The 23,459-nt window shown below is 61.1% G+C and carries 21 protein-coding genes; 12 read left to right on the top strand and 9 right to left on the bottom strand.

What is annotated here, in order from left to right; translation table 11 throughout:
* Window positions 1–18 precede the first annotated feature (18 nt).
* The 5 genes from phnL (at window position 19) to RYB66_RS00485 (ending at window position 5,694) form a co-directional block, all read left to right on the top strand.
* Complete coding sequence (gene phnL / locus RYB66_RS00505; protein ID WP_005744242.1) at window positions 19–735, top strand: phosphonate C-P lyase system protein PhnL; 717 nt, start codon at window positions 19–21, stop codon at window positions 733–735.
* Window positions 729–1,874 carry an alpha-D-ribose 1-methylphosphonate 5-triphosphate diphosphatase gene (locus tag RYB66_RS00500; RefSeq protein ID WP_005732942.1) on the top strand — a complete coding sequence of 382 codons (1,146 nt, stop codon included), beginning with the start codon at window positions 729–731 and terminating at the stop codon, window positions 1,872–1,874. The genes phnL and RYB66_RS00500 overlap by 7 nt, the downstream gene beginning before the upstream one ends.
* On the top strand, window positions 1,874–2,440 hold the full coding sequence (phnN, locus tag RYB66_RS00495; protein ID WP_004665582.1) for a phosphonate metabolism protein/1,5-bisphosphokinase (PRPP-forming) PhnN: 567 nt from the start codon (window positions 1,874–1,876) through the stop codon (window positions 2,438–2,440). The genes RYB66_RS00500 and phnN overlap by 1 nt, the downstream gene beginning before the upstream one ends.
* Window positions 2,431–3,180: a phosphonate metabolism protein PhnP gene (gene phnP, locus RYB66_RS00490; RefSeq protein WP_005779697.1), complete on the top strand. Its 750-nt coding sequence runs from the start codon at window positions 2,431–2,433 to the stop codon at window positions 3,178–3,180. Before phnN ends, phnP begins: the two co-directional genes overlap by 10 nt.
* A gap of 138 nt (window positions 3,181–3,318) precedes the next feature.
* Window positions 3,319–5,694, top strand: coding sequence for a glucose/quinate/shikimate family membrane-bound PQQ-dependent dehydrogenase (locus tag RYB66_RS00485; protein ID WP_057405300.1), 2,376 nt, complete (start codon window positions 3,319–3,321; stop codon window positions 5,692–5,694).
* A 62-nt stretch (window positions 5,695–5,756) separates the two neighbouring features.
* Here the strand turns inward: RYB66_RS00485 and RYB66_RS00480 are convergent, their stop codons facing one another.
* The 8 genes from RYB66_RS00480 to RYB66_RS00445 form a co-directional block, all read right to left on the bottom strand.
* A complete protein-coding gene (locus RYB66_RS00480; protein ID WP_016981362.1) occupies window positions 5,757–7,280 on the bottom strand; it encodes an amidase in 1,524 nt (507 codons plus the stop codon).
* A 122-nt stretch (window positions 7,281–7,402) separates the two neighbouring features.
* Window positions 7,403–8,554, bottom strand: coding sequence for a M20 family metallopeptidase (locus RYB66_RS00475; RefSeq protein ID WP_016981363.1), 1,152 nt, complete (start codon window positions 8,552–8,554; stop codon window positions 7,403–7,405).
* Window positions 8,551–9,978, bottom strand: coding sequence for a M20 family metallopeptidase (locus RYB66_RS00470; protein WP_005744235.1), 1,428 nt, complete (start codon window positions 9,976–9,978; stop codon window positions 8,551–8,553). Before RYB66_RS00470 ends, RYB66_RS00475 begins: the two co-directional genes overlap by 4 nt.
* Window positions 9,975–10,988 (bottom strand): ABC transporter ATP-binding protein, encoded by a 1,014-nt coding sequence (locus tag RYB66_RS00465; RefSeq protein ID WP_004665574.1) that lies wholly within the window; start codon window positions 10,986–10,988, stop codon window positions 9,975–9,977. The genes RYB66_RS00470 and RYB66_RS00465 overlap by 4 nt, the downstream gene beginning before the upstream one ends.
* The gene (locus RYB66_RS00460; RefSeq protein WP_029240938.1) at window positions 10,985–11,986 is read right to left on the bottom strand and encodes an ABC transporter ATP-binding protein; all 1,002 of its coding nucleotides are present in this window, start codon (window positions 11,984–11,986) and stop codon (window positions 10,985–10,987) included. The genes RYB66_RS00465 and RYB66_RS00460 overlap by 4 nt, the downstream gene beginning before the upstream one ends.
* Before the next feature lie 16 nt (window positions 11,987–12,002).
* A complete protein-coding gene (locus tag RYB66_RS00455) occupies window positions 12,003–12,911 on the bottom strand; it encodes an ABC transporter permease (RefSeq protein WP_057405302.1) in 909 nt (302 codons plus the stop codon).
* 8 nt (window positions 12,912–12,919) lie between these two features.
* Window positions 12,920–13,837 carry an ABC transporter permease gene (locus tag RYB66_RS00450; protein ID WP_003348343.1) on the bottom strand — a complete coding sequence of 306 codons (918 nt, stop codon included), beginning with the start codon at window positions 13,835–13,837 and terminating at the stop codon, window positions 12,920–12,922.
* Window positions 13,838–13,939: 102 nt separating this feature from the next.
* Complete coding sequence (locus tag RYB66_RS00445) at window positions 13,940–15,460, bottom strand: ABC transporter substrate-binding protein (protein ID WP_057405303.1); 1,521 nt, start codon at window positions 15,458–15,460, stop codon at window positions 13,940–13,942.
* A gap of 205 nt (window positions 15,461–15,665) precedes the next feature.
* On the opposite strand from RYB66_RS00445, the gene RYB66_RS00440 reads away from it, so the two are divergent.
* The 4 genes from RYB66_RS00440 (at window position 15,666) to RYB66_RS00425 (ending at window position 19,444) form a co-directional block, all read left to right on the top strand.
* Window positions 15,666–16,574: a LysR substrate-binding domain-containing protein gene (locus RYB66_RS00440; protein ID WP_004667697.1), complete on the top strand. Its 909-nt coding sequence runs from the start codon at window positions 15,666–15,668 to the stop codon at window positions 16,572–16,574.
* A 174-nt stretch (window positions 16,575–16,748) separates the two neighbouring features.
* Window positions 16,749–17,654 (top strand): GTP cyclohydrolase FolE2, encoded by a 906-nt coding sequence (gene folE2, locus RYB66_RS00435; RefSeq protein WP_005779673.1) that lies wholly within the window; start codon window positions 16,749–16,751, stop codon window positions 17,652–17,654.
* 11 nt (window positions 17,655–17,665) lie between these two features.
* Entirely contained in the window at window positions 17,666–18,226 is a 561-nt protein-coding gene (locus RYB66_RS00430) for a carbonate dehydratase (protein WP_005779671.1), read from the top strand.
* Window positions 18,227–18,277: 51 nt separating this feature from the next.
* Window positions 18,278–19,444 (top strand): DUF1624 domain-containing protein, encoded by a 1,167-nt coding sequence (locus RYB66_RS00425; RefSeq protein ID WP_005744228.1) that lies wholly within the window; start codon window positions 18,278–18,280, stop codon window positions 19,442–19,444.
* Window positions 19,445–19,492: 48 nt separating this feature from the next.
* Here the strand turns inward: RYB66_RS00425 and RYB66_RS00420 are convergent, their stop codons facing one another.
* The gene (locus tag RYB66_RS00420) at window positions 19,493–20,098 is read right to left on the bottom strand and encodes a helix-turn-helix domain-containing protein (protein ID WP_004665568.1); all 606 of its coding nucleotides are present in this window, start codon (window positions 20,096–20,098) and stop codon (window positions 19,493–19,495) included.
* A gap of 291 nt (window positions 20,099–20,389) precedes the next feature.
* On the opposite strand from RYB66_RS00420, the gene glnT reads away from it, so the two are divergent.
* The 3 genes from glnT to RYB66_RS00405 all read left to right on the top strand — a co-directional run bounded on the left by glnT (window position 20,390) and on the right by RYB66_RS00405 (window position 23,449).
* Complete coding sequence (gene glnT / locus RYB66_RS00415) at window positions 20,390–21,724, top strand: type III glutamate--ammonia ligase (protein WP_005744226.1); 1,335 nt, start codon at window positions 20,390–20,392, stop codon at window positions 21,722–21,724.
* Window positions 21,725–21,848: 124 nt separating this feature from the next.
* Window positions 21,849–22,769 (top strand): class II glutamine amidotransferase, encoded by a 921-nt coding sequence (locus RYB66_RS00410; RefSeq protein WP_004665566.1) that lies wholly within the window; start codon window positions 21,849–21,851, stop codon window positions 22,767–22,769.
* Window positions 22,766–23,449 (top strand): protein glxC, encoded by a 684-nt coding sequence (locus RYB66_RS00405; protein WP_004665565.1) that lies wholly within the window; start codon window positions 22,766–22,768, stop codon window positions 23,447–23,449. The genes RYB66_RS00410 and RYB66_RS00405 overlap by 4 nt, the downstream gene beginning before the upstream one ends.
* The last annotated feature ends 10 nt before the right edge of the window (window positions 23,450–23,459 follow it).

The raw sequence follows: 23,459 nt of genomic DNA, 5'->3' as shown, positions 1-23,459 counted from the left end.
ACAGAAGAGGTGAGCCCGATGACAACCTTGATCGAGGTCCGTGACCTGTCGAAAACCTTCACCCTGCACCAGCACAACGGCGTGGTCCTCGATGTGCTGCGCGGGCTCAGTTTCTCGGTGCGCGCTGGCGAATGCCTGGTGCTCAGCGGGCAGTCCGGCGCGGGCAAAAGCACATTGTTGCGCACTTTGTACGGCAACTACCTGCCTGCCGCTGGCAGCATCCGCGTACAGCACGAAGGCGAGTGGACCGAACTGGTCGGGGCAACCCCGCGCCAGGTGCTTGAGGTGCGGCGCAAAACGCTCGGCTATGTCAGCCAGTTCTTGCGCGTCATTCCGCGTGTCTCCAGCCTGGATGTAGTGATGGAGCCGGCACTCGCACGCGGATGGTCGCGCGAACAGGCTCAGGAGCGCGCGCAACTGCTGCTGAACCGGCTGAACATTCCCCAGCGCCTTTGGCCACTGGCTCCCAGCACCTTTTCCGGTGGTGAACAGCAGCGTATCAACATCGCCCGGGCATTCATGGTGCCGTGGCCGGTTTTATTGCTCGACGAACCGACGGCTTCGCTGGACGACGCCAACCGTCAGGTGGTGCTGGAGCTGGTCGACGAGGCCAAACAGGCCGGTGCCGCACTGATCGGTATTTTTCATGACCGCGACGCCCGTGAGGCAGTCGCCAATCGTCAACTCGACATGAGCCCGGTGGACCTCACCGCCAAGGAGTTGCTGCAATGCTGAACGAACAGATCTTTAGTAACGCCCGTGTGGTGACTGCCGAGCAGGTGTTCGTCGGCACAGTCGTGGTCCGCGACGGCCTGATTGCCGAGGTTCAGAGCGGGCGCAGCCAACTGAGCCAGGCTCAGGACATGCAGGGCGATTACCTGCTGCCGGGCCTGGTGGAGTTGCACACCGACAATCTGGAGAAGCACCTGTCGCCGCGGCCGGGTGTCGACTGGCCGTCGATGTCGGCGGTGATCAGCCATGATGCGCAAATTGTCGCGGCCGGGATTACCACGGTGTTCGATGCACTGTCTATTGGCGACATCAACCCCAAAGGCAAGCGCATGCAGCAACTGCCCGCAATGCTTCAGGCGATTGCCGACGCCAACGCAGCGGGCCTGACCCGCGCCGAGCACCTGTTGCACCTGCGTTGTGAGGTCAGTCATCCGGATACCCTGAGCGTGTTTCGTGACCTGGTGGACCAGCCACTGGTGCAACTGGTTTCGGTGATGGACCACGCGCCCGGCCAGCGCCAATTTGCCCTGGAGTCCAAGTACCGCGAGTACTACATGGGCAAGTACCACATGAGTCATGAGGAAATGGACCGCTTTATCGTCGAACAGGTGGCCAATTCCACCGAGTATGCCGACCGCTACCGGCGCGCGATTGTCGAACTGTGCCTGGCGCGCGGCCTGTCGATTGCGAGCCACGACGACGCAACCATGGCACATGTCGAGGAATCGGCAGGTTTCGGCATGAACATCGCCGAATTCCCGACCACACTCGAAGCGGCCCGCGGCTGTCGGCAACTGGGCATGAGTGTGCTGATGGGCGCACCGAACATCGTGCGCGGCGGCTCGCACTCCGGTAACGTGGCGGCAGCATCGCTGGCCCGACACGGGCTGCTGGACATTCTGTCCAGCGATTACTACCCGGCCAGCCTGTTGCAGGCCGCGTTCATGCTGGCCGAACAGGACAACGACTGCGAGCTGCCGCACGCGATCAATATGGTCAGCCGCACGCCCGCCGTTGCGGCAGGGTTGGCGGATCGGGGCGAGATTCGCATCGGTCTGCGCGCTGATCTGATTCAGGCGCGCAATCATGCAGGCCTGCCGGTTATCGACAAGGTCTGGCGACAAGGCAAGAGGGTGTTTTGATGGTTGGCAGGTTGATCTATCTCATCGGGCCGTCCGGTTCAGGCAAGGACAGCCTGCTGGATGCAGCCCGTGAAACGCTGGCGCAACGCAACTGCCGGGTTGTACGGCGGGTGATCACCCGTTCTGCCGAAGCGGTGGGCGAGGCGGCACAGGCGGTGACGGTCGAACAGTTCGAGCAGATGCGCGAGCGTGGCGCGTTTGCCTTGAGCTGGCAGGCCAATGGCTTGCACTACGGCATCCCCATCGAGATCGATCAGTGGCTGCTGGAGGGCCACGACGTGTTGATCAACGGCTCCCGGGCGCATCTGCAGAAAGCGCAATTGCGTTATCCGACGCTGCTGGCGGTGCTGCTGACCGTCAATCAGGACGTGCTGCGCCAACGGCTGTTGGCGCGCAACAGGGAAACCCTTGCGGAAATCGAGGAGCGCCTAGCGCGCAACTCGCGCTTTGCCGGGGATTTACTGGCGAACAATCCGCAGGTCTTCCCGCTGGATAATTCGGGTGATCTGCAACAGACCGTCGCCACGCTTATCGGCCTGATGGAGCGGCGTGACGCATGCGCCTGACCCTGCTGGGCACCGGTGACGCACGACAGGTGCCGGTCTACGGTTGCCAGTGCCCGGCCTGCTCGGCGGCGCGGGCGAATCAGGACCTGCGACGCTTGCCGTGCAGTGCGCTGATTGAATGCGCCGATCAGCGCTGGTTGATCGATAGCGGCCTGACCGACCTTACCGAACGTTTCCCGCCGCGCAGCCTGAATGGCATCCTGCAGACGCATTACCATGCCGACCATGCCCAGGGCCTGCTGCATCTGCGCTGGGGCCAGGGGCTGGTGATTCCGGTCCACGGCCCGGCGGACCCGGAAGGCCTGGCCGACCTCTACAAGCACCCCGGCATTCTCGATTTCAGCCAGCCGTTTGCAGCCTTCGAAACCCGGGCACTGGGCGCACTGCAGGTTACGGCGTTGCCGCTGACGCACTCCAAGCCCACGTTCGGGTACATGTTTGAAGGCGACGGGCAACGTTTTGCCTACCTGACCGACACAGTCGGCTTGCCCGACGCGACCTGCGAGTTTTTGCAACGCCAACCGCTGGATGTGTTGATTCTCGATTGTTCCATGCCCCCACAGCCTCAGCCGCCACGCAATCACAATGACCTGACCCTGGCGCTGCAAACCATCGACCAGTTGCGACCGGGCAAGGCGGTATTGACGCACATCGGCCATACGCTGGATGCGTGGTTGATGGGGCTGCCGCCAGGACTGCCGGGCCATGTATTGATCGGTCGGGATGGCATGGCGCTATAGGCGTGCGCATAAACGCAAAAACTGTGCGCTGATCGCCCGCAAAAGCCTGTTCCAGAAGCTTGGCAGCCTGCGACAATTTGTCATTATGAACCGTTTGGTACATTCTGTTCGGCTGTAAAAATCCGACAGGTTTGAAAAATGACAAACAAGCAAGACACAGGAACTGGCGGCAGGTTGCTGCTGCTTGGGCTGGGAGTACTGATCGCCCTGATCGGGCTCGGTCTGGCAGGTGGCGGCGGCTATCTGGTGACATTGGGCGGCAGCTGGTTCTTCCTGCTGATGGGACTGGCGATGCTGATCAGTGGTGCGCTGATCGCCGCGCGCAAACCCAAAGGTGCTTTGTTGTATGGCATCGCCCTGGTACTGACCGCCATCTGGGCTATCTGGGATGCAGGCCTGCACTATTGGCCGCTGGTGTCCCGCCTATTGACCTTTGCCGTGATCGGCCTGGTGATTGCGCTGATCTACCCGACACTGGTGCGCGCTTCGGGTGCTCAGGCGGGTCGTGGCGCATATGGTCTGGCCGGCATGCTGGCCATCGGTGTTGTGGCGACCATTGGCTACATGTTCGTTCCGAGCCATGTGGTCAGCGCCAGCAGCGTGCCGCCTATTGTCCCGGTGGCGCCGGGTGCCGAGCAGAAGGACTGGGCACACTGGGGCAATACGCCGGCAGGTAACCGGTTCGCTGCTCTGGATCAGATCAACAAGAGCAACGTCGACAAGCTGCAGGTTGCCTGGACCTTCCACACCGGCGACATTCCGCAGAGCACAGGTGCCGGTGCAGAAGACCAGAACACCCCGCTGCAGGTCGGCGACACGGTCTACACCTGCACCGCCTACGGCAAAGTATTCGCACTGGATGCTGACACCGGCACTCAGCGCTGGAAGTTCGATCCGCAGGGCAGTGCGCCCAACTGGCAGCGCTGCCGAGGCCTGGGCTACTTCGCCGCACCCGCACCCGCAGCTGCACCCGACGCACCTGCCCAGCCAGCCGCCGCGTGCGCCACACGCGTGTTTCTGCCGACTGGCGACGCTCGCCTGATCGCACTCGATGCCAGGACCGGCGAGACCTGCAAGGACTTTGGTAATCAAGGCGTAGTCGATCTGAAAACCGACATGGGCGAAGTCAAGGAAGGCTACTACCAGCAGACCTCGACGCCGCTGGTGGCCGGTAATGTAGTGGTGGTGGGCGGTCGGGTTGCCGACAACTTCTCCACCGGCGAACCTCCAGGCGTGGTGCGTGCTTTCGACGTACACAGCGGTGAGCTGGTTTGGGCCTGGGATCCGGGTAACCCGAATACCAACAAGCGTCCGCCAGCAGGTGAAACCTATACGCGTGGCACGCCGAACGTCTGGTCGGCCATGTCCTACGATGACAAGCTCGGCCTGATCTACCTGCCGACCGGTAACGCTACACCCGACTTCTTCGGCGGGACGCGTACCGAGCAGGACGACAAATGGTCCTCATCAGTCGTTGCGGTGGACGTAAAGACCGGTCAGGTGCGCTGGAACTTCCAGATGACCCACCATGATCTGTGGGACTTCGACATTCCGGCGCAACCGTTGCTGTATGACATCCCGGACGGCAAGGGCGGTACGCAGCCGGCATTGGCGCAAGTCACCAAGCAGGGCGAGATTTTCCTGCTCAACCGCGAAACCGGCGTGCCAATTTCGCGTGTCGAAGAACGCCCTGTGCCGCAGGGTAATGTGCCGGGCGAGCGCTATTCTCCGACCCAGCCGTTCTCGGTGGACATGCCGTCGATTGGCAACCAGACCCTCAAAGAGTCCGACATGTGGGGTGCCACGGCGTTCGACCAACTGATGTGCCGCATCGCTTTCAAAGGCATGCGTCACGAGGGCGTTTACACACCGCCAGGCCTGGACCCTGCGTTGCAGTTCCCCGGCTCGCTGGGCGGCATGAACTGGGGCAGCGTCTCGGTCGACCCGACCAACAACTATATGTTCGTCAATGACATGCGCCTGGGCCTGGCCAACTACATGATCCCGCGCGACAAGATCGCCGCCGGTGCCAGTGGTATCGAGATGGGCGTCGTGCCGCAGACCGGCACGCCGTTTGGTGCAATGCGCCAGCGCTTCCTGTCTGCCGTCGGCATTCCGTGCCAGGCACCGCCGTTCGGCACCATGTCGGCGATTGACCTGAAAACCAAAAAGCTGATGTGGCAGGTTCCGGTCGGCACCGTGAAAGACACAGGTCCGATGGGCGTCCGCATGGGCCTGCCGATTCCGATTGGTATGCCGACGCTGGGTGCTTCGCTGTCCACCCAGTCGGGCTTGCTGTTCTTCGCCGGTACCCAGGACTTCTACCTGCGTGCCTTCGACAGCGGCAACGGCAATGAAATCTGGAAGGCCCGTCTGCCAGTCGGCAGCCAGTCCGGCCCGATGACCTACGTGTCGCCCAAAACCGGCAAGCAGTACATCCTGCTCACCGCCGGCGGTGCACGCCAATCGCCGGATCGTGGCGATTACGTGATTGCCTACGCGTTACCCAAGTAACGTGCTTCAACGTTGAGGGGCAGATTTTGCCCCTCATCTTTCCGAACCTGGCTGCGCCGCGTTCACATCGCCCCAATCTCCGGCTTGCCCGTTCTCGATCCGCCGTAAACCGGTGGATGCGTGACGATGTGCGTCAGGTCGACCGCCGAGGCCAGCAATTTTTGCAGGTCCGGGCGTGGGCGGGACAAGCGTGGGTCATTCGTCGTCGCCTGTTCGAGCGCTTCGGCGCAGGCGAGCAGTTTTGCGTCGCCGCGGAACCCGCCGATCACCTGTAACCCGAACGGCATGCCGTTGTGGTCGGTGCCGCAGGGCAGGGACAGTGCCGGGTTGGTGGTCAGGGTGATGGTGTAGCACAGCGCCAGCCAGCGATAGTAATTGTCCAGTGGTACACCGTTGACTTCGCGCAGGTACAGTTCGCTCCACGGGAAGGGCGAGACTGGCGTGGTCGGGGCGAGGATCAGGTCGTAGTGTTCGAATTGCTTTTGGAAACCGCGAAAGATCCGGCTCTGCTCGCCGTGCGCCTTGACGCAGTCCTGCAGCGACATGGCGGCGCCCATCTCAAAGTTGGCGCGGGTGTTGGGTCCCAGCGCATCGGGGTCGCGGTCATGGGCGTCCTGCAACCCTGCAACGAAGGCTTCGGCACGCAGTACATCGAAGGTGCGATGGGCGCTGCCCAGATTCAGGTCGATGGCTTCGCAGGATTTGAAGAGCGGCTTCAGTGCATTGATTTTTTCCCGGAAAACGGCACGGATTGTGTCATCGACTGCGCACGCGCCGAAGTCTTCGCTATAGCCGACCCGCAGTTGGCTGAGGTCGACGGTGCGTGGTGCAAATTCGTCATCGGCAATGGCATAGCTCAACGGATCAGACTGTCCCAGCCCGGCGCTGGCGCGCAGTTGCAGCAGCGTGTCGGCGACATTGCGACCCATCGGGCCAACAACGGAAATCGGCGTCCAGCCGAGTTTTTTGCGTTCGCTCGGTACCAAGCCGGGTGAAGGTCGCAGGCCGACGATGCCGCACAGTGCTGCGGGAATGCGCAACGAACCACCGGTGTCTGAACCGCTGCACAACGGCACCATGTCCACAGCCAATGCGGCGGCTGAACCACCCGAGGAACCGCCTGCGTTGAGTTCCGGATTGAACGGGTTGCCGGTCGCGCCCCAGACTACGTTGCGGGTGTTGGCTCCGGCGCCGAGTTCCGGGACATTGGTCTTGCCGACGACGATTGCTCCGGCAGCACGCAGGCGGGCGACGAACAGGTTGTCCTGCGCGGGGATGTTGTCGCGGAACAATTGTGAGCCGTAAGTGGTGAGTACCCCGGCAGTTTCTTCCAGATCCTTGATGCCGATTGGCAGGCCATGCAGCAGCCCCAGCGGTTTGCCTTGCAGGACTGCATGCTCGGCCAGCAGTGCCTCGTCGCGGGCGCGCTTGAAACAGGTGGCGGCGAACGCATTGATTTTCGGGTTCAGGCTTTCAATGCGCTCGATACAGGCGTCGAGCAATTCCACTGGCGAGATCTGTTTGTTGCCGATCAGCGCACGCAGTTCGGTGGCGGATTTGCCAAGGAGCTCGGATGGGTTTTGCATGGAATGTTCTCCCGAATGTCATCGTTCCGCACGCTCCGCGTGGGAATGCATTTCGTGACGCTCTGCGTCACACACCTGCGTCGCGCCTCTTTTTCCAGGTCGGGCGCACGTTGGCAGTCTCTTCAACCATCCCCCAACGCCAGTATCGTCGCCACCAGCGCCTGGCCTCTGGGCACCAGGGTATCAAGCTCCAGATACTCACGGTCGGTGTGTACCTTGCCGCCGACCGGGCCGAGGCCGCACAGCGTAGGGATACCCAGGCTGGCGGTGAAGCCCGAGTCGGCGCAGCCGCCGGTGAACTCACCTTCCACGCTGAAACCCAGTTCCTGCGCGAGACCTTGATAAATACTCAGCAGTTCAGTGCTGTGCCGGGCTTCCATGGGCAGGAAGGTCGTGGCTTCCAGCAGTCTGGCCGATGTGCCGGGCAGTTCCTCTTCGGCGACAATGGCCTGGACGGCGGCGAGAATTTCATCCCATTGGCGCAGTTCGACAAAGCGCACATCAAGCTTCGCCGTGGCGCTGGGTGCAACGGTGTTGCTGGAGGTGCCGCCCGAGATCAAGCCGACGTTTGTGGTAATGCCCGCTGCGTAGTCGGTCAACGCATGCAGCGTGATCACCTTGTGCGCCAGCGCCTGAATCGCGCTGGCACCGTCGGCGTGATTGACCCCGGAATGCGCCGCGCGGCCGCTGACTTCGATGATCAGCGTGGCACCGCCTTTGCGGGCACTGACCACGTTGCCGCTGGCGCGTCCCGGTTCCGGGTTGAGCACCGCGCGAGCCTGGCGGGCGTATTTTTCGATGTGAACACGAGCGCTGGCCGAGCCGATTTCTTCGTCGCCGGTATAGAGGATCTGTACTGGAAACGGCAGCGGGCCGATGCGCTTCAACGCTTTCAGCGCAAAGCAGTTCAGCACCAGTCCGCCTTTCATATCGGCCACGCCAGGGCCATAGGCCAGTTCGGCATCTTTGGTATAGCCGCGAGTGGACGTGGTGCCTTTGGGAAATACCGTGTCGCGATGGCCGAGCAGCAGCACCGGCTTGCCGGGGCCGCCTGGCAATTCAGCCAGCAGCACATCGCCGAAACCGTCAACCGGGATACGTTCGACGCTGATCCCGTCGGCCAGCAATTGCGCGGCGAGCAGTTCGCCGACCGCATCCACTCCGGCCTTGTCGTAACTGTTGGAGTCGGTATCGACCAGGCTCTGCAACAGCTTCTCCATTGCCTCGTACTGCCCGCTCAGCCAGTCGGTGGCCTGCCGTTGTGCCTCATTCATTCACTCAGCTCCTGTATCCGATGCTCGCGGGTCAGCCGTACGCCGTCCGTTCCCAGGTCCCAGAACAGTCCGGCCATGATTTGCAGACTTTCTTTGACCACCGGTGCCAGCAAATGCTCGTCGGGGGCATGTTGTGAGCACGCCGGGTACGAGTGTGGCACCCAGACAGTCGGCAGGCCCAGCACTTCAGCGAACACGTCATTGGGCAGCGAGCCGCCCAGATTGGGCAGCAGTGCCGGCTTCTTGCCGGTGGTGACGGCCAGCGATGCCAGTGCCCAACCGACCCACGGGCTGTCGGGTGACAGGCGCGTGGCGTGCATTACGTCCATGCGCGTCTGACGGACTTCGACCTGGGTGAAACCGTGCGCATCCAGGTGTGCACGCACGGCGGGAATGAACGCGTTGTAATCGCTGTCGACCACAAAGCGAATGTGGCATAACGCGTGCGCTTTACCGGGAATGGCGTGTACCGGGGCGTCCGGGTTGCCGGTCTTGAAGGCGAGAACGTCGAGGGTGTTCCAGCCGAAAACTTTTTCGCTGAGCGACAGCGCCGGGTCGCCCCAGCCAGCGTCGATGTCCGGGTCGCCGGGGCCGCCGCCGACCTCGATATCCGCCAACGCAGTACGCACGGCATCGGGGATGGCTGTCGGCATCAGGCCCGCGACTTTCACCCGGCCATGCGCATCGACCATGCTGGCAATTGCGTTGGCCAGAATGATGCCTGGGTTGGCCAGCAGCCCGCCCCAGTTGCCGGAATGGTGCGCGCCTTCACGCAGGTTCACCGTCAGCTCGAAGTTGAACACCCCGCGCGAGCCAAGAAACAGGGTAGGGCGCGCCGCTGCCAGGCGTGGGCCGTCGGAGGCGATGAAAATGTCTGCGGCGAGTTCTTCTGCGTGGGCCTGGCAGAACGCGCCAAGACCCGGCGAGCCGTCTTCTTCGCCCATTTCCAGCAGCAGTTTGACGTTGAAACCCAGCTTGCCGTCGCGTGCCTTGAGGGTCTGCTCCAGAGCGGTCAGGTTGATCAGGTGCTGGCCCTTGTTGTCCGCAGTGCCACGCCCGTACCAGCGTTCGCCACGTTCGATGACCTGCCACGGCGACAAGCCCGGTTGCCACTGCGCGTCATAACCGCGAACCACATCGCCATGACCATAACTGAGCAGGGTCGGCAGGGCCGGGTCTTCGATACGGGTCGCGATCATTAGGGGGCCACGCCCGGCGACCGGGTTGTCATGCACCGCCACGCTGAAACCCAGACGCTCGACATGCGGTGTAATGAATTCGTGCAGATAGCGATAAAGCTCCGGCAGGCTCTCGGCCTCCTGGCTCTGGGTCGGATAGGCGACGCTTTCGCCAAGCAGGGCGAAAAATGCGCCGTTGTCGAATTGTTCAGTGACGTTTTCGATGGCGTGCGAACGGCTACTCATGAGGGCATCAGCTCCAGGGTTTTCGAGGTGTCGCGCAGGTGGCAGCGCACGGTTCCGCCTTCCATGCGGCCAATCACCGGAGACTTCTCCTTGCACACCGCCATGCAGGCCGGGCAGCGCGGGTGAAAAGCACAGCCGGATGGCGGCGACATAGGATTGGGGAAGGTCCCGTGCAAACCCAGATCGGGAATGCCCAGATGCGGGTCAGGGGTCAGTACCGAGTCCAGCAACGCTTGCGTGTAGGGATGACCGGGTCTGGCGAACAGCGATTCGCGGCTGCGCTCTTCGACAATCCGCCCCAGGTACATCACCGCGACGCGGTCGGCGAGGTGTTCGATGACGGCCAGGTTGTGGCTGATCAGCAGGTACGTCAGGCCGAATTCCTGTTTCAGGTCCTGTAGCAGATTAAGAATTTGCGCCTGCACCGAAACGTCCAGCGCCGAGGTCGGCTCGTCACAAATCAACACATCCGGGCGCATCACCAGGGCCCGGGCAATCGCTACCCGCTGGCGCTGGCCACCGGAAAGCTGGCTCGGGTAACTGTCGATCACGCGCTTGGGCAGACCAACCACGTCCATCATTGCTTCGGCACGCTGGCGACGCTCGGTATGGGTGCCGATGTCATGCACGATCAGTGGCAAAGTGACGATTTCGCGCAGAGTCTTGCGCGGGTTGAGCGACGAGTAAGGATCCTGAAAGATCGGCTGGATGCGCCGTGCCATCTCCTTGCGGTCGGTTCCGGCGAGGTGTTTGCCATTGACCAGCACATCGCCGCTGCTGGGCGCGAGCAGGCCCAGCAGCATCTTGGCCAGGGTGCTCTTGCCGCATCCCGATTCGCCGACCAGCCCGAGGGTTTCGCCGCGCATCAGGCGCAGTGACACACCGTCGACTGCTTTCAAAGTGGCATTGGGTTTGAAAAATCCACGGCTGATGCTGAATTCGCGACGGATGTCGCACAGCTCCAGAGCAATGTCTTTTTTGACACTCGTGTTAAGGGCCTGATTGTTCATGACGTCATGCCCTCACGGTGCAATACAGTTTCTTCGCCCGTTGAAGCAAACAGGCAGCGGGTCATGTGGTCCTGGCTATTGATTGGCGGCACGTCTTCGGCGCAGGCCGGGATTGCCAGCGAGCAGCGATTGCGAAATGCACAGCCATGTTGCTCGCCCACCAGGCTGGGCACCAGCCCCGGAATCGAACCCAGCGGCTGACCCGGTTGAGTGCGTCCGGGGATCGGTATGCTCGCCAGCAAGCCGCGGGTATAGGGGTGTTGCGGGTTCTCGAACAACTCGACCGCCGGGGCGGTTTCGACGATCTGTCCGGCGTACATCACCGCAACCCGGTCGGCGATACGTGCCACCAGCCCCAGGTCGTGGGTGATGAAGATCACGGCCAGACCCAGCTCCTTCTGAATGTCGCGGATCAGGCGCAGGATCTGTGCCTGAATGGTCACGTCCAGTGCGGTGGTCGGCTCGTCGGCGATGATCACGTCCGGTTCGCACATCAGTGCCATGGCGATGATCACCCGCTGGCGCAGGCCGCCCGACAATTGATGTGGATACTGACGCAGGCGTTCGCTGGCGTTGCTGATCCCGACTTTTTCGAGCATCTGCGCGGCGCGCTGCAGTGCCTCCTTGCGGGACACGTTGCGGTGTCGGGTGAGCACTTCGCTGAGCTGATCGCCGATGCTGTAGGCCGGGTTCAGAGAGGTCATCGGCTCCTGAAAGATCATCGCCAGGCGGTTGCCGCGCAGGTCGCACATCTGCCGCTCGCTCTGGGTCAGCATGTCGATGCCGTCCAGGCTCAGCGTCGTTGCGGTACGCCGGGCCTTGCGCGGCAGCAGGTCCATGAGTGCCAGCGAAGTCAGGGATTTGCCGCAGCCGGACTCGCCGACGATACACAGCATTTCGCCGCGCTCGACCTGAAAATCCAGGCCGCGCACTGCGTGCAGCGTGTCTTGGCCGAGAGGAATCTCGACACGCAGGTTTTCAACATGCAACAGCGCCATGTGCGTATCTCCTCTGTCAGTTGCGCCCGTCGGGCAGGATCAGGTCGCGCAGGCCGTCACCGACCAGATTGATACCCAGCACCAGCACCATCAGGGCGACGCCTGGAATGGCGATGACCCAGGGGGAAAAGAACATGTACGGTTTGCCTTCGGCGATCATCAGTCCCCAGGACGGAATCGGTGGCTGTACGCCGACCCCGAGGAACGACAGCGCCGATTCCAGAAGAATCGCGTGGGCCATCTCCAGCGTGGCGACCACGATCAGTGCGCCGACCAGATTAGGCAGAATTTCGCTGGCCAGAATGCGCAGCGTCGAGCAGCCCAGCGCCTGGGCCGAGGCAACGTATTCAGCGTCGCGGATCTGCTGCACAGCAGCGCGGACCACCACGGCAAAGCGGTCCCAGAGCAGGCAGCCAAGCAGCACGATCACCACTTTCAGCGAGCCACCGATCAGCGATGCAGAGGCCAGTGCGATCATCACCACTGGCATTGCCAGGCGCGTGGTGATCAGGTAGCTGATCACAGCGTCGGTCTTGCCGCCGAAGTAGCCGGCCAGCAGGCCCATGATGGTGCCGATGACGCCAGAGATGAGCGCCGCCGAGAAACCGATGAATAGCGAGATGCGTGCGCCGTACAGCAGGCGTGACAAGTAATCGCGGCCCAGTTTGTCGGTGCCCAGCACATAGTCCCAGGTGCCGTTGGCCATCCATACCGGTGGTTTCATGCGCAGCATTACATCCTGCGTGTAAGGGTCGTAGGGGGCCAGCCAGGGGGCGAACAGTGCGCCGAACAGGATGATCAGCAACAACACCGCGCCGATGGCAAAACCGCGGTGCGCGAAGCTGTTGCGCAGGGTGCGCCAGACACTGCGCGCCGGTGGCTGGTAATCGTTGATCAGCAGCGGCGATGAGGTGGTTGTGCTCATGTGGCCTCCTATTTCACGCGAATGCGCGGGTCGAGCAATGCGTTGAGCACGTCGGCCAGCAGGGTCAGGACGATGTAGATCACCGCGATCAACAGCACGACCGCCTGCACCACCGGGAAGTCGTCACGGGCAATCGCATCCCAGGCCAGTTGGCCGATGCCTTGCAGCGAGAACACTGTTTCAATGACCACCGAGCCGCCAAGCATGAAGCCGAACTCCACGGCGGCCAGTGCCACCACCGGGATCAACGCGTTGCGCAACGCATGCTTGAACAGCACGGTGGCGGGGCGCAGGCCCTTGGCACGCGCGGTGCGGATGTAATCGGAATTGAGCACGTCGAGCATGCCGGCGCGGGTCAGGCGCATGATCGCCGGTGTGGCGTAATAACCCAGCGCGATGGCAGGCATGACGAAGTGCGCCCAGGTCGAGTTGCCCGACACCGGCAGCCATTTCAGGGTGACCGAGAACACCACGATCAGCATCAGCGCAAACCAGAAACTCGGCATCGCCTGACCCAGTACCGCGATGCTCAGCGCCAGGCGATCAATCCATGTGTCGCGCTTCACGGCGGCCAGTACGCCCAACGGAATGGCAATCAGCAGCGCAATGCTCAGGGCCATTGCGCCCAGCCCGAGGGTAATCGACAGGCGCGAGGCGATCAGGTTGTAGACCGATTCCTGAAAGAAGAACGAGTCGCCCAGATCCAGGCGTACCACGTCGGCCAACCATTCGAAATACTGGGTCACCAATGGTTTGTTGAGGCCGTATTGCACACGGATCTGTTCGATCTGCTCGCTGCTGGCTTCCGGCCCGCCGATGGCGGTGGCCAGGTCGCCGGACAGGTGCAGCAGGGAAAAGCTGATCACCGACACGGTGATCGCTACGCACAGGGCAATGCCCAGGCGGCGCAAGAGAAATCCGAACATGGCAAGTGACCTTGTGTTCAGGGAATGACGGGTTGGCTGACGATGCTGCAAGGCACGTCACGTACCTCACAGCCGGTCTCGCCAAATAACTTCACTAACGATCTATTTCCAGCTCGACAGCACGAAGCGCGGCAGCTCGTCCGGATACGGCTTGAAGTTCAGGTCCGAGACGTAGGCGTAGTTCATCGAGTAGTTGAACAACGGTGCCCAGTACGCCTGGTCGCTGATGCGCTGCAAGGCCTTGCGGTAATTGTCCTTGCGCACCTGCGGGTCCAGTGCATTGTCGGCGGTCTGCAGCCAGCCCTGGACTTGCGGGTCCTTGATGTTGTCGTCCGGGTTGCCCTTGAACCAGGTGCCGGCCGAGGCCGATGTATCGAGAATCGAGAACGAACCCCAGGCCTGAAAAGACATTGGCACCTTGCCGCCACGCTGCTGGTCACGCAGGGCCGCGTACTTGAGGTAGCGCAGCTTGGCGTTGATGCCGACTGCACGCAGGTTGCCGATGATTGCTTCAACGTAGTCGCGGTCGCGGTAGGCGAATATTTCGGTTTCAAAGCCGTTCGGGTAACCCGCTTCGGCGAGCAGCGCCTTGGCCTTGGCCGGGTCATAGTTGTAGACCGTGGCTGCGCTGGTGTCGCAACCGAACTGACCGGGGTAGCAGGCGACCTGCAATGGTTTGCTTTCGCCACCGACCAGTTGCGAGGCCAGACCGTCACGGTTGATCGCATAGTTGATTGCCTGGCGTACTTTCAGGTGTTTCATCGGCGAGTCGGCGCTGGAGGTGCCGCGCGCATCCAGAATCAGAAAGCCGATACGCATAGTCGCGCCGCTGGTGACCACCAGGTTGGGCATGGCTTTGAGGTTTTCGGCCTGATCCGGCGCTACGCGCCAGGTCCAGTCGATGCCACCGGTCATCAGCTCGGCCAGACGTGTTTCAGCATCGGCAATCACGCGAAAATTGATGTGAGCGATCTTCGGCTGGCCCTGTGGGCTGCCCTGAAAGTAATCTGGGTTCTTGTCCATCTTCACGCCTTCACCGGTAGCAATGGCCGTCACCTTGTAAGGCCCCGTGCCAATTGGTTTACGGCTGAAGCCTGCCATCCCGACCTCTTCGAAATACTTTTTCGGGAACATCGGCACAGCGTTGGAAAGGTATTCCAGCGCAGGCGGGAAAGGCTTTTTCAGGTGCAGGCGTACGCTGTAGTCACCCAGTTTTTCGGCACTCTTGATCCAGTCGACGTTTTGTACCGTGACCACCTTGGATTCGGGCGATACCACGTAATTGAGGGTGAATACCACGTCATCTGCCGTGAACGGATCGCCGTTGTGAAACTTCACGCCCTCGCGCAGCTGGAAATCGATGGTGGTGTCGTCGACCTGCTTCCAGCTGGTGGCGAGCATGGGTTGGTACTCGCCATTGTCCGGGTTGCGATAGACCAGGTTGTCCCAGATCAGGCGACCGAGAATCACGCCCTCGCGCAGGTCGTTGTGATAGGGGCTGATGTTCTCCGGTTCGCTGTCGGAGGCGTAGACCAGTGTGTCGTCGGCCTTGCCAGCCAGGGCGGAAAAACTGCTGAACAGGCTCAATAGCGCGATGCTGCGAGCGAAACCCTTGATTCCCATGCCGTCGTCTCCAAAAGGCAAAGTGGATGTATCAAAGGGCAGTGGGGTCGCAAATGCGAGAAGAGGGGAGAAACGAGGCTGCAGTGTTCTTTTGATTGGGTTGTATTGATGTTGCGCCTCGACATGACTCTAGGCAAAGCGTATCAATGCCACAAGCACAATATTTCGAACCTTTCATTGCCGAAAAGGCAACGCAGGAGCCGCGATGCAACTCTACGGCGTACAGTCCACCGCGTTGCGCTACTTCCTTGAAGTGGCGCGTTGCGGGTCGATCAGCGAGGCGTCGATACGGCTCAATGTCGCGTCCTCGGCAGTCAGTCGGCAGATCAGCAAGTTGGAGCGCGAGCTGGATGCCGTGCTGTTCGAGCGCCAGGCACGCGGCATGATGCTTAGCGAGGCGGGTATCCGTTTGGCAGCCTATGCGCGCAAATCACAGCTGGAAGCCGAGCAGGTCGTACTGGAAATCACCGAGCTGCAAGGCTTGCAGCGTGGGCATGTGCGCATCGCATGCTCGGAGGGCTTTGCCCTGGATTTTCTGCCGCAGTGCATTGCGCGTTTTCGGCGGCAGTATCAGGGTATCCATTTCTCGATGGAGGTTTGTGCTCCGGCGCAGGCCACCGAGCGGGTGCGCTCCGGGGATGCGGACCTGTGTCTGACCTTCAGCCTGACACCGCAGAACGAGATCAAGGTCGAGCACATTCACAGCGGCGCGATCTGCGCGGTGGTCAGTCATAACCATCCGCTGGCCTCACGCACCGAAGTCTCGCTGGCCGAGCTGCAACCCTATGCCATCGCCCTGACCAATCCCGACACGACCTTGCGCCAGTTGTTCGACATCTGTTGCGGGGTGCAGGGTCTGCTGTTCGATCCGGTGCTGACCAGCAATTACATTGGCGCGCTACTGCGGTTTGTACGTGAGGAGGGCGGTATCAGCCTGTCCAGCGAGATGACGCTGGACAAGCGCGCACACGAAAAACAGCTCAAGTCGCTGCCGATCAGCGACGAAGGCATGAAGGCGCGTCGTATCGAACTGCAAAGCATGGCCGGCCGCAACCTGCCCGCAGCGGTTGCGGCCTTTCGGGATTTTCTGATCGAGGAGCTGGCAAAGACCTGACACGCAGGTGGCGTCGGTGGTGCGCTGTAACGGGCTGGTAGCGTTTGGTTGATGAAGTCCATAAGCATGATGTTATAGTGTAACGAATTTGCGGCTGCACGCTGTGCGGCCTTGAACCGCCAACATCAGGCTTCGCCCCCTCGGCGAGGTTCGCCAAAGAGACGACTGACGCACATGAACAACCCCCTCCCAGACGTTGCCCTGACGGAAGTTTCCTCGGCCCTGGTTTCACTTGACTGGGTCGGCATGCAGGGCGTCGAAGTGCCTGTCAGGCTGGCCGAAGCGGGCGTCCGGCACCCGGTCCATGCGCATGTCGATCTGCAAGTCGATCTGGCCGATCCGAGTGTCAAAGGTATCCATATGTCGCGGCTCTACCGGCTCCTCGACAGGTATGCCGAGCACCAGATACTGAGCCCCGATACGCTGGGTGCGCTGATGGAAGCCATGGTCGAAAGTCACCTGGACTGCCATTCCAGCCGCGCCCGGCTCACCCTGAGCTTCAATCTGCTGTGCCGTCGCCCGGCGTTGATTACCGAAGGGCTCAGCGGCTGGAAATCCTACCCGGTGAAGCTTGACGCCACATGGCACGCCGGTCGTTTGTGCCTCGACGTTTCAGCCGACATCACTTATTCGTCTACCTGCCCGTGCTCGGCTGCACTGTCTCGACAACTGCTGGAAGGGGCTTTTACGGCACGCTTTGGCAGGCAGTCGTTCGTCGACCCGATGCAGGTTGCGACCTGGCTGCGCGAGAACGCCTCGTTCGCCACGCCGCACAGCCAGCGCAGCGTGGCTACCGTCCAGGTGCGGGTGGCAGAGCAGGCGACCGAACTGGGCCTGATGACGCTGATCGACGCGGTCGAGCAGGCGTTGGGCACCCCGGTACAAACCGCCGTCAAGCGTGCCGATGAGCAGGCATTCGCCCGGCTCAACGGCCAGAACCTGATGTACGTCGAAGACGCCGCGCGCAAGGTCCAGCAAGCGCTGGAGGGCCGCTATGCAGCCTCCAGCGTCAGTGTGCGTCACTTCGAAAGCCTGCATCCGCACGATGCGGCCGCCCAGACCTCCAACTACCTGTCCTGAGGCTTCATACCGTGATCCGTAAAAATCCTTCCGGCCATCTGCCTGTCATCGCCGAATCCGCCTACATCGATAAGACCGCGATCATCTGCGGCAAGGTGATCATCAAGGACAACGTGTTTGTCGGTCCCTATGCCGTGATCCGCGCCGATGAAGTCGACGCTACAGGGGACATGGAGCCGATTGTCATCGGCGCCAATTCCAATATTCAGGATGGCGTGGTGATTCACTCCAAATCGGGTGCTGCGGTGACCATCGGCGAGTTCACCTCGATTGCCCACCGCTCCATCGTGCACGGACCTTGCATGGTCGGAGACCGCGTCTTCATCGGCTTCAACAGCGTGCTGTTCAACTGCCGGGTCGGCAACGGCAGTGTGGTCAGACACAACTCGGTGGTCGACGGTCGCGATTTGCCGGAGAATTTTTACGTGCCGTCCACCACCCGGATCGGGCCTAATACTGATCTTTCGCAATTCCCGCCGGTGAGCATTTCGGCCTCGGAATTTTCCGAAGACGTGGCGCACACCAACATTGACCTGGTGCGCGGCTACAAGGCACTTCAGAACGAGTTCTGACACAGAACACAATCGACTCATTGCACTTCCGGCTACGGATCTGGATTTTTCATGACAGCAGTTGTTCAACCAACCCGCGCGCCAGCATCACGGCTGCGCTCTATCGATGCTCTGCGCGGGCTGATCATTCTCTTCATGCTGCTGGACCACGTGCGGGAAACCTTCTTCCTGCACCGCCAGGTCCTCGACCCGATGGAGGTCGCGAGCACCGAGCCCGCCCTGTTTTTCAGCCGCACACTGGCGCATTTATGTGCGCCGCTGTTTGTTCTGCTGACCGGGCTTTCGGCGTATCTGTATGGCGAGAAATATCAGGGCAAGACTGACGTGTCGGCGTTTCTGCTCAAGCGCGGGCTGTTCCTCATTGCCCTGGAGTTCACCCTGGTGAGCTTCGCCTGGACCTTCCAGTTCCCGCCGACCATCATCTACCTGCAAGTGATCTGGGCCATCGGCCTGAGCATGGTTGCGCTGTCGCTGATGGTGTATCTGCCGCGCTGGGCGCTGGTGGTCATTGGCGTGGTGATCATTGCCGGGCATAACCTGCTGGACTCACTGCACTTCGGTGTCGAGTCGGCCATGCACATTCCGTGGGCGATTCTGCATGATCGGGGCTGGATCGAGGTCTCCGATAACCTGCGTTTCCGTACCTCTTACCCGTTATTGCCGTGGATTGGCATTATCGCGCTGGGCTACGCCGCAGGCCCTTGGTTTGCCGGTAGTTACGATGCGGCGAAACGACGTGCAAACCTGTGGATGTGGGGTGGGGGAGCGCTGTCGGGCTTTGTGGTCCTGCGCATGATCAACGGCTACGGTGAAAAACCGTGGAGCGTTGGCGAGACCGGTGTGCAAACGGTCATGAGCTTCTTCAACATCACCAAATACCCACCGTCATTGCTGTTCATCAGCCTGACGCTGGGGATCGGCCTGCTGATTCTCATCGCCTTCGAACGCAGTCAGGAAAAAAGCTGGTTGCGGCCCTTGGTGGTGCTCGGCTCGGCACCGATGTTTTTCTACCTGCTGCACCTGTACGTCCTGAAGATTCTGTACCTGATTGCCGTAGCGATCTGGGGAACCAACCAGGGCAAGTACTTTGGTTTCGACCACATATGGGGTGTCTGGCTGACCTCGGTGGTACTGGCGGTGCTGCTGTTTCCGGCCGTGCGCTGGTTCGCTGAGCTGAAGGCGCGTCGTCGCGATATCAGCTGGTTGAAATACCTGTAACCACCGTAGGCACGGCGCGCCATCAGGCGCGCCGCTGCCGGTCTGACCTCAATCGCCCTGCGCACCATAGTTCATGATCGACAGCAGCTTGATCGGCACCTGCACCAGTTGCTCGGGACCGTGGGGAATGTCGCCGTCGAAGGTCAGGCTGTCACCGGCCTGCATCGGATACAGCTGATTGCCGTGGCGGTAGATCAGCTCGCCTTCGAGCAGGTGGAGAAACTCGGTGCCGGGGTGTGAGAAGGTCGGAAACTCCTCGCTGGCATCGTCCATCGTCACCATGTACGCCTCGAAACTCTTCTTCGGCCCACGGGTATGGTTGAGCAAGTGATAGGTGTGGCCTTTCTCGGTGCCGCGCCTTACCACCTCAAGCCCTTCATCGGCTTTCACCAGCAGTGCACTGCTGCCTTGCTGATCGTACTGGCTGAACAGCTTGGACATGGGCATGCCCAGCACGTCGCAAAGACGGCTGAGGTTGTCGAGACTGGTCGACACCTGTGCGTTCTCGATCTTGCTCAGCATGCCCTGGCTGATACCGGCAATGCGCGCTACGTCGGCAAGCTTCAGCTCCTGAGCCTGGCGCTGGCGTTTGATCTGAATACCCAGGTATTGCTCAAGCTTCAATTTCGGATGCGGTTCGGTCGGCATATTCATCGGCTGCGCACAGTTTCCGTTCAATAATTTTTATTTCGCACTGGGAATGTGCATTTCGCCGCTGTCATCGGCGTACTTCAGTTGCAAATTATTCCCGGAGAGAAAACGAGTTTCCCATATAAACAGCTGAATTGTCCCTTCCACGTCTCTTCGATTTGCTGGCATACCAAACTGGCAAGCGCTTTGCATTCCTAAAGGGAAAGTAACTTTCCTGATCAGAATATATTCTCGGCAGGTAGTGAAACAACGGTCCTTCCCTGAAACGTTTTGCCATGCCAGGAGACACGTCCCATGTTGCCACCCGAAACACAGCGCCTGATCGAACAGCACGGCATCAAGTATGTGCTGGCTCAGTTCGTGGATATTCATGGTTCGGCCAAGACCAAGTCGGTTCCTGTGACGGGCCTGGAAATGGTTGCAGAGGACGGTGCCGGGTTCGCCGGTTTCGCTATCTGCGGCATGGGCATGGAACCCCACGGCCCGGACTTCATGGCCAGGGGCGACCTGTCGTCGCTGACCCCGGTGCCTTGGCAGCAGGGGTATGGGCGGGTGGTGTGCATCGGTCATGTGGATGGCAAGCCGTGGCCCTATGACAGCCGTTATGTGTTGCAGCAGCAGGTCGAACGCCTCAGCCAGCGTGGCTGGACCCTCAATACCGGGCTGGAGCCCGAGTTCAGCCTGTTCAAGCGCGATGCTGCGGGCAGCCTGCAAATGGTCGATGCCAGCGATAACCTCGACAAGCCTTGCTATGACTACAAGGGGCTGTCGCGTTCACGTGAGTTTCTCGAGCGCTTGACCGAGGCGCTACAGCCGGTGGGCTTCGACATTTATCAGATCGATCACGAAGACGCCAACGGCCAGTTCGAGATCAATTACACCTACAGCGAGGCCATGGAGTCGGCGGACCGCTTCACTTTCTTCCGCATGGCGGCCGGGGAGATCGCCAACGACATGGGCATGATCTGCTCGTTCATGCCCAAACCCGATCCGAAGCGTGCGGGCAACGGCATGCACTTCCACCTGTCGATCGCCAGTGCCAGCAGCAAGAACCTGTTTCACGACGCCAGCGACCCCAGCGGCATGGGCCTGTCGAAGATGGCCTATCACTTTGCGGCTGGCCTGCTGGCTCACGGCCCCGCGCTGTGTGCCTTCGCGGCACCCACGGTCAACTCCTACAAACGCCTGGTGGTCGGCAACTCGCTGTCGGGGGCGACCTGGGCTCCAGCGTTCATTGCCTTCGGCGCCAACAACCGTTCGGCGATGGTGCGGGTGCCCTATGGCCGACTGGAGTTTCGCCTGCCGGACGCCGGTTGCAACCCGTATCTGGTCAGCGCCGCGATCATCGCCGCAGGGCTGGACGGCATCGACCGGCAACTGGAAATCGATCACGTCTGTAACGAGAACCTTTACACATTGAGCCTGGAAGAAATCGCCGCACGGGGCATCAAGACCCTGCCGCAGTCGCTCAAGGAAGCCTGCGATGCACTCGAAGCCGACCCTTTGTTCGCCGAGGTGCTGGGCAACGAGATCGTTGGTGAGTTCATCCGCCTCAAACGCATGGAATGGGTGGAGTACAGCCGCCACGTGAGTGACTGGGAAGTGAAGCGTTATATCGAGTTTTTCTAGCTGCACGTTTCAAGCTTCAGGCTGCAATAAGAAGCTGGATTGCGGCGTATTGAATTTTTCTGTCTATGCGGTTGGCTTGCAGCTTGTAGCTAAAAGCTTGCCGCTTCCGAACAAGGTGAGGCTTATGTGCGGAATCGTTGGTTTGTATCTGAAGAACCCGGCGCTGGAATCACAACTCGGCAGGTTGTTCGAACCGATGCTCGAGGCTATGACGGACCGCGGGCCGGACAGCGCCGGGTTTGCCATTTATGGCGATGAAGTGGCGCAGGGCTGGGTCAAGCTGACCTTGCAGGCCACCACCGAACAGTATGATTTCAAGGCGCTGATCGCAGCGCTGCAAAGCAGACTGGATGCACCACTGGACTGGTTTCAGAACGCCAGCGCCGTGGTATTGAAGATTCAGGCAGAAGAAGCCCCGGTGCGTGCTGCACTGGCGCAGCTGGCGCCCACCGTGCGCATCATGAGCGCCGGACAGAGTATCGAGATCCTCAAGGGCATGGGGTTGCCGAGGGAGATTTCCGAGCGCTTCGGTCTGGCGTCCATGAAGGGCAGCCACATCATCGGCCATACGCGCATGGCCACTGAAAGTGCGGTGACCATGGAAGGCAGTCATCCGTTTTCCACGGGTTCGGACCTGTGTCTGGTGCACAACGGTTCGCTGTCCAATCACTTTCGCCTGCGCCAGAACCTGCGCCGTGAAGGCATTCACTTCGAGACCGACAACGACACCGAGGTGGCCGCCGGTTATCTGGCCTGGCGCCTGCAACAGGGCGACAGCCTCAAGCAGGCGCTCGACAAATCGCTGGAGGACCTCGATGGCTTTTTTACCTTCGCCATCGGCACGCGCAATGGTTTTGCGGTGATTCGCGATCCGATTGCCTGCAAACCGGCCATTCTCGCCGAAACCGACGATTACGTCGCCATGGCCTCGGAATACCAGGCGCTGTCCAGCCTGCCGGGTATCGAAAACGCCAGGGTCTGGGAACCTGTCCCGGCCACTATGTACATCTGGGAACGCGAGCCAGCCGAGGGAGCACGCTCATGAAAACCGTCGATCTTTCCAGCGCCACCGTGCGTGATCTCAACCAGGCTCTGCACGATCAGGTCAAGGCATTGCAAGAGCGCGAATGGCTGGTCACCCACCCTGACGGCGCGCATAACCTGGCGGTCGGCGTCAACGAGGCCATCTCCATAGATATTCAGGGCCATGCCGGCTATTACTGCGCGGGTATGAACCAGAAAGCTTCGATCACCGTGCACGGCAATGTCGGTGTTGGTTGCGCCGAGAACATGATGTCCGGCGCAGTCCGGGTCAAGGGCAGCGCCTCGCAGGCGGCAGGTGCCACGGCGCACGGCGGTTTGCTGGTGATTGAAGGCGATGCCGGAGCGCGCTGTGGCATTTCCATGAAAGGCATCGACATTGTGGTCGGCGGCAGCATCGGCCACATGAGCTGCTTCATGGGCCAGGCCGGTCGGCTGGTGGTCTGCGGCGACGCGGGCGATGCGCTGGGCGACTCGTTGTACGAAACGCGGATCTACGTCAAAGGCAAGGTCGAGTCGCTGGGCTCTGACTGCATCGCCAAGGAGATGCGCGAAGAGCATCTGCAGGAGTTGCAGGAGCTGCTCAATCGCGCGGGCTTCAACGAGAAGGCCGCGGATTTCAAACGCTATGGCTCGGCCCGGCAGCTTTACAACTTCAAAGTCGATAACGCCTCCGCGTACTGATTCAGGAGCA

The organism is Pseudomonas syringae group sp. 243L2 (genome assembly GCF_032587875.1).
Lineage (GTDB): Bacteria > Pseudomonadota > Gammaproteobacteria > Pseudomonadales > Pseudomonadaceae > Aquipseudomonas > Aquipseudomonas amygdali.
This window is presented reverse-complemented; position numbering and strand designations above follow the sequence as displayed.

Bases quoted from the DNA above. Each gene is read 5' to 3' on its own strand.
- phnL (WP_005744242.1), top strand. From the start codon at position 19: ATGACAACCTTGATCGAGGTCCGTGACCTGTCGAAAACCTTCACCCTG.
- RYB66_RS00500 (WP_005732942.1), top strand. From the start codon at position 729: ATGCTGAACGAACAGATCTTTAGTAACGCCCGTGTGGTGACTGCCGAG.
- phnN (WP_004665582.1), top strand. From the start codon at position 1,874: ATGGTTGGCAGGTTGATCTATCTCATCGGGCCGTCCGGTTCAGGCAAG.
- phnP (WP_005779697.1), top strand. From the start codon at position 2,431: ATGCGCCTGACCCTGCTGGGCACCGGTGACGCACGACAGGTGCCGGTC.
- RYB66_RS00485 (WP_057405300.1), top strand. From the start codon at position 3,319: ATGACAAACAAGCAAGACACAGGAACTGGCGGCAGGTTGCTGCTGCTT.
- RYB66_RS00480 (WP_016981362.1), bottom strand. From the start codon at position 7,280: ATGCAAAACCCATCCGAGCTCCTTGGCAAATCCGCCACCGAACTGCGT.
- RYB66_RS00475 (WP_016981363.1), bottom strand. From the start codon at position 8,554: ATGAATGAGGCACAACGGCAGGCCACCGACTGGCTGAGCGGGCAGTAC.
- RYB66_RS00470 (WP_005744235.1), bottom strand. From the start codon at position 9,978: ATGAGTAGCCGTTCGCACGCCATCGAAAACGTCACTGAACAATTCGAC.
- RYB66_RS00465 (WP_004665574.1), bottom strand. From the start codon at position 10,988: ATGAACAATCAGGCCCTTAACACGAGTGTCAAAAAAGACATTGCTCTG.
- RYB66_RS00460 (WP_029240938.1), bottom strand. From the start codon at position 11,986: ATGGCGCTGTTGCATGTTGAAAACCTGCGTGTCGAGATTCCTCTCGGC.
- RYB66_RS00455 (WP_057405302.1), bottom strand. From the start codon at position 12,911: ATGAGCACAACCACCTCATCGCCGCTGCTGATCAACGATTACCAGCCA.
- RYB66_RS00450 (WP_003348343.1), bottom strand. From the start codon at position 13,837: ATGTTCGGATTTCTCTTGCGCCGCCTGGGCATTGCCCTGTGCGTAGCG.
- RYB66_RS00445 (WP_057405303.1), bottom strand. From the start codon at position 15,460: ATGGGAATCAAGGGTTTCGCTCGCAGCATCGCGCTATTGAGCCTGTTC.
- RYB66_RS00440 (WP_004667697.1), top strand. From the start codon at position 15,666: ATGCAACTCTACGGCGTACAGTCCACCGCGTTGCGCTACTTCCTTGAA.
- folE2 (WP_005779673.1), top strand. From the start codon at position 16,749: ATGAACAACCCCCTCCCAGACGTTGCCCTGACGGAAGTTTCCTCGGCC.
- RYB66_RS00425 (WP_005744228.1), top strand. From the start codon at position 18,278: ATGACAGCAGTTGTTCAACCAACCCGCGCGCCAGCATCACGGCTGCGC.
- RYB66_RS00420 (WP_004665568.1), bottom strand. From the start codon at position 20,098: ATGAATATGCCGACCGAACCGCATCCGAAATTGAAGCTTGAGCAATAC.
- glnT (WP_005744226.1), top strand. From the start codon at position 20,390: ATGTTGCCACCCGAAACACAGCGCCTGATCGAACAGCACGGCATCAAG.
- RYB66_RS00410 (WP_004665566.1), top strand. From the start codon at position 21,849: ATGTGCGGAATCGTTGGTTTGTATCTGAAGAACCCGGCGCTGGAATCA.
- RYB66_RS00405 (WP_004665565.1), top strand. From the start codon at position 22,766: ATGAAAACCGTCGATCTTTCCAGCGCCACCGTGCGTGATCTCAACCAG.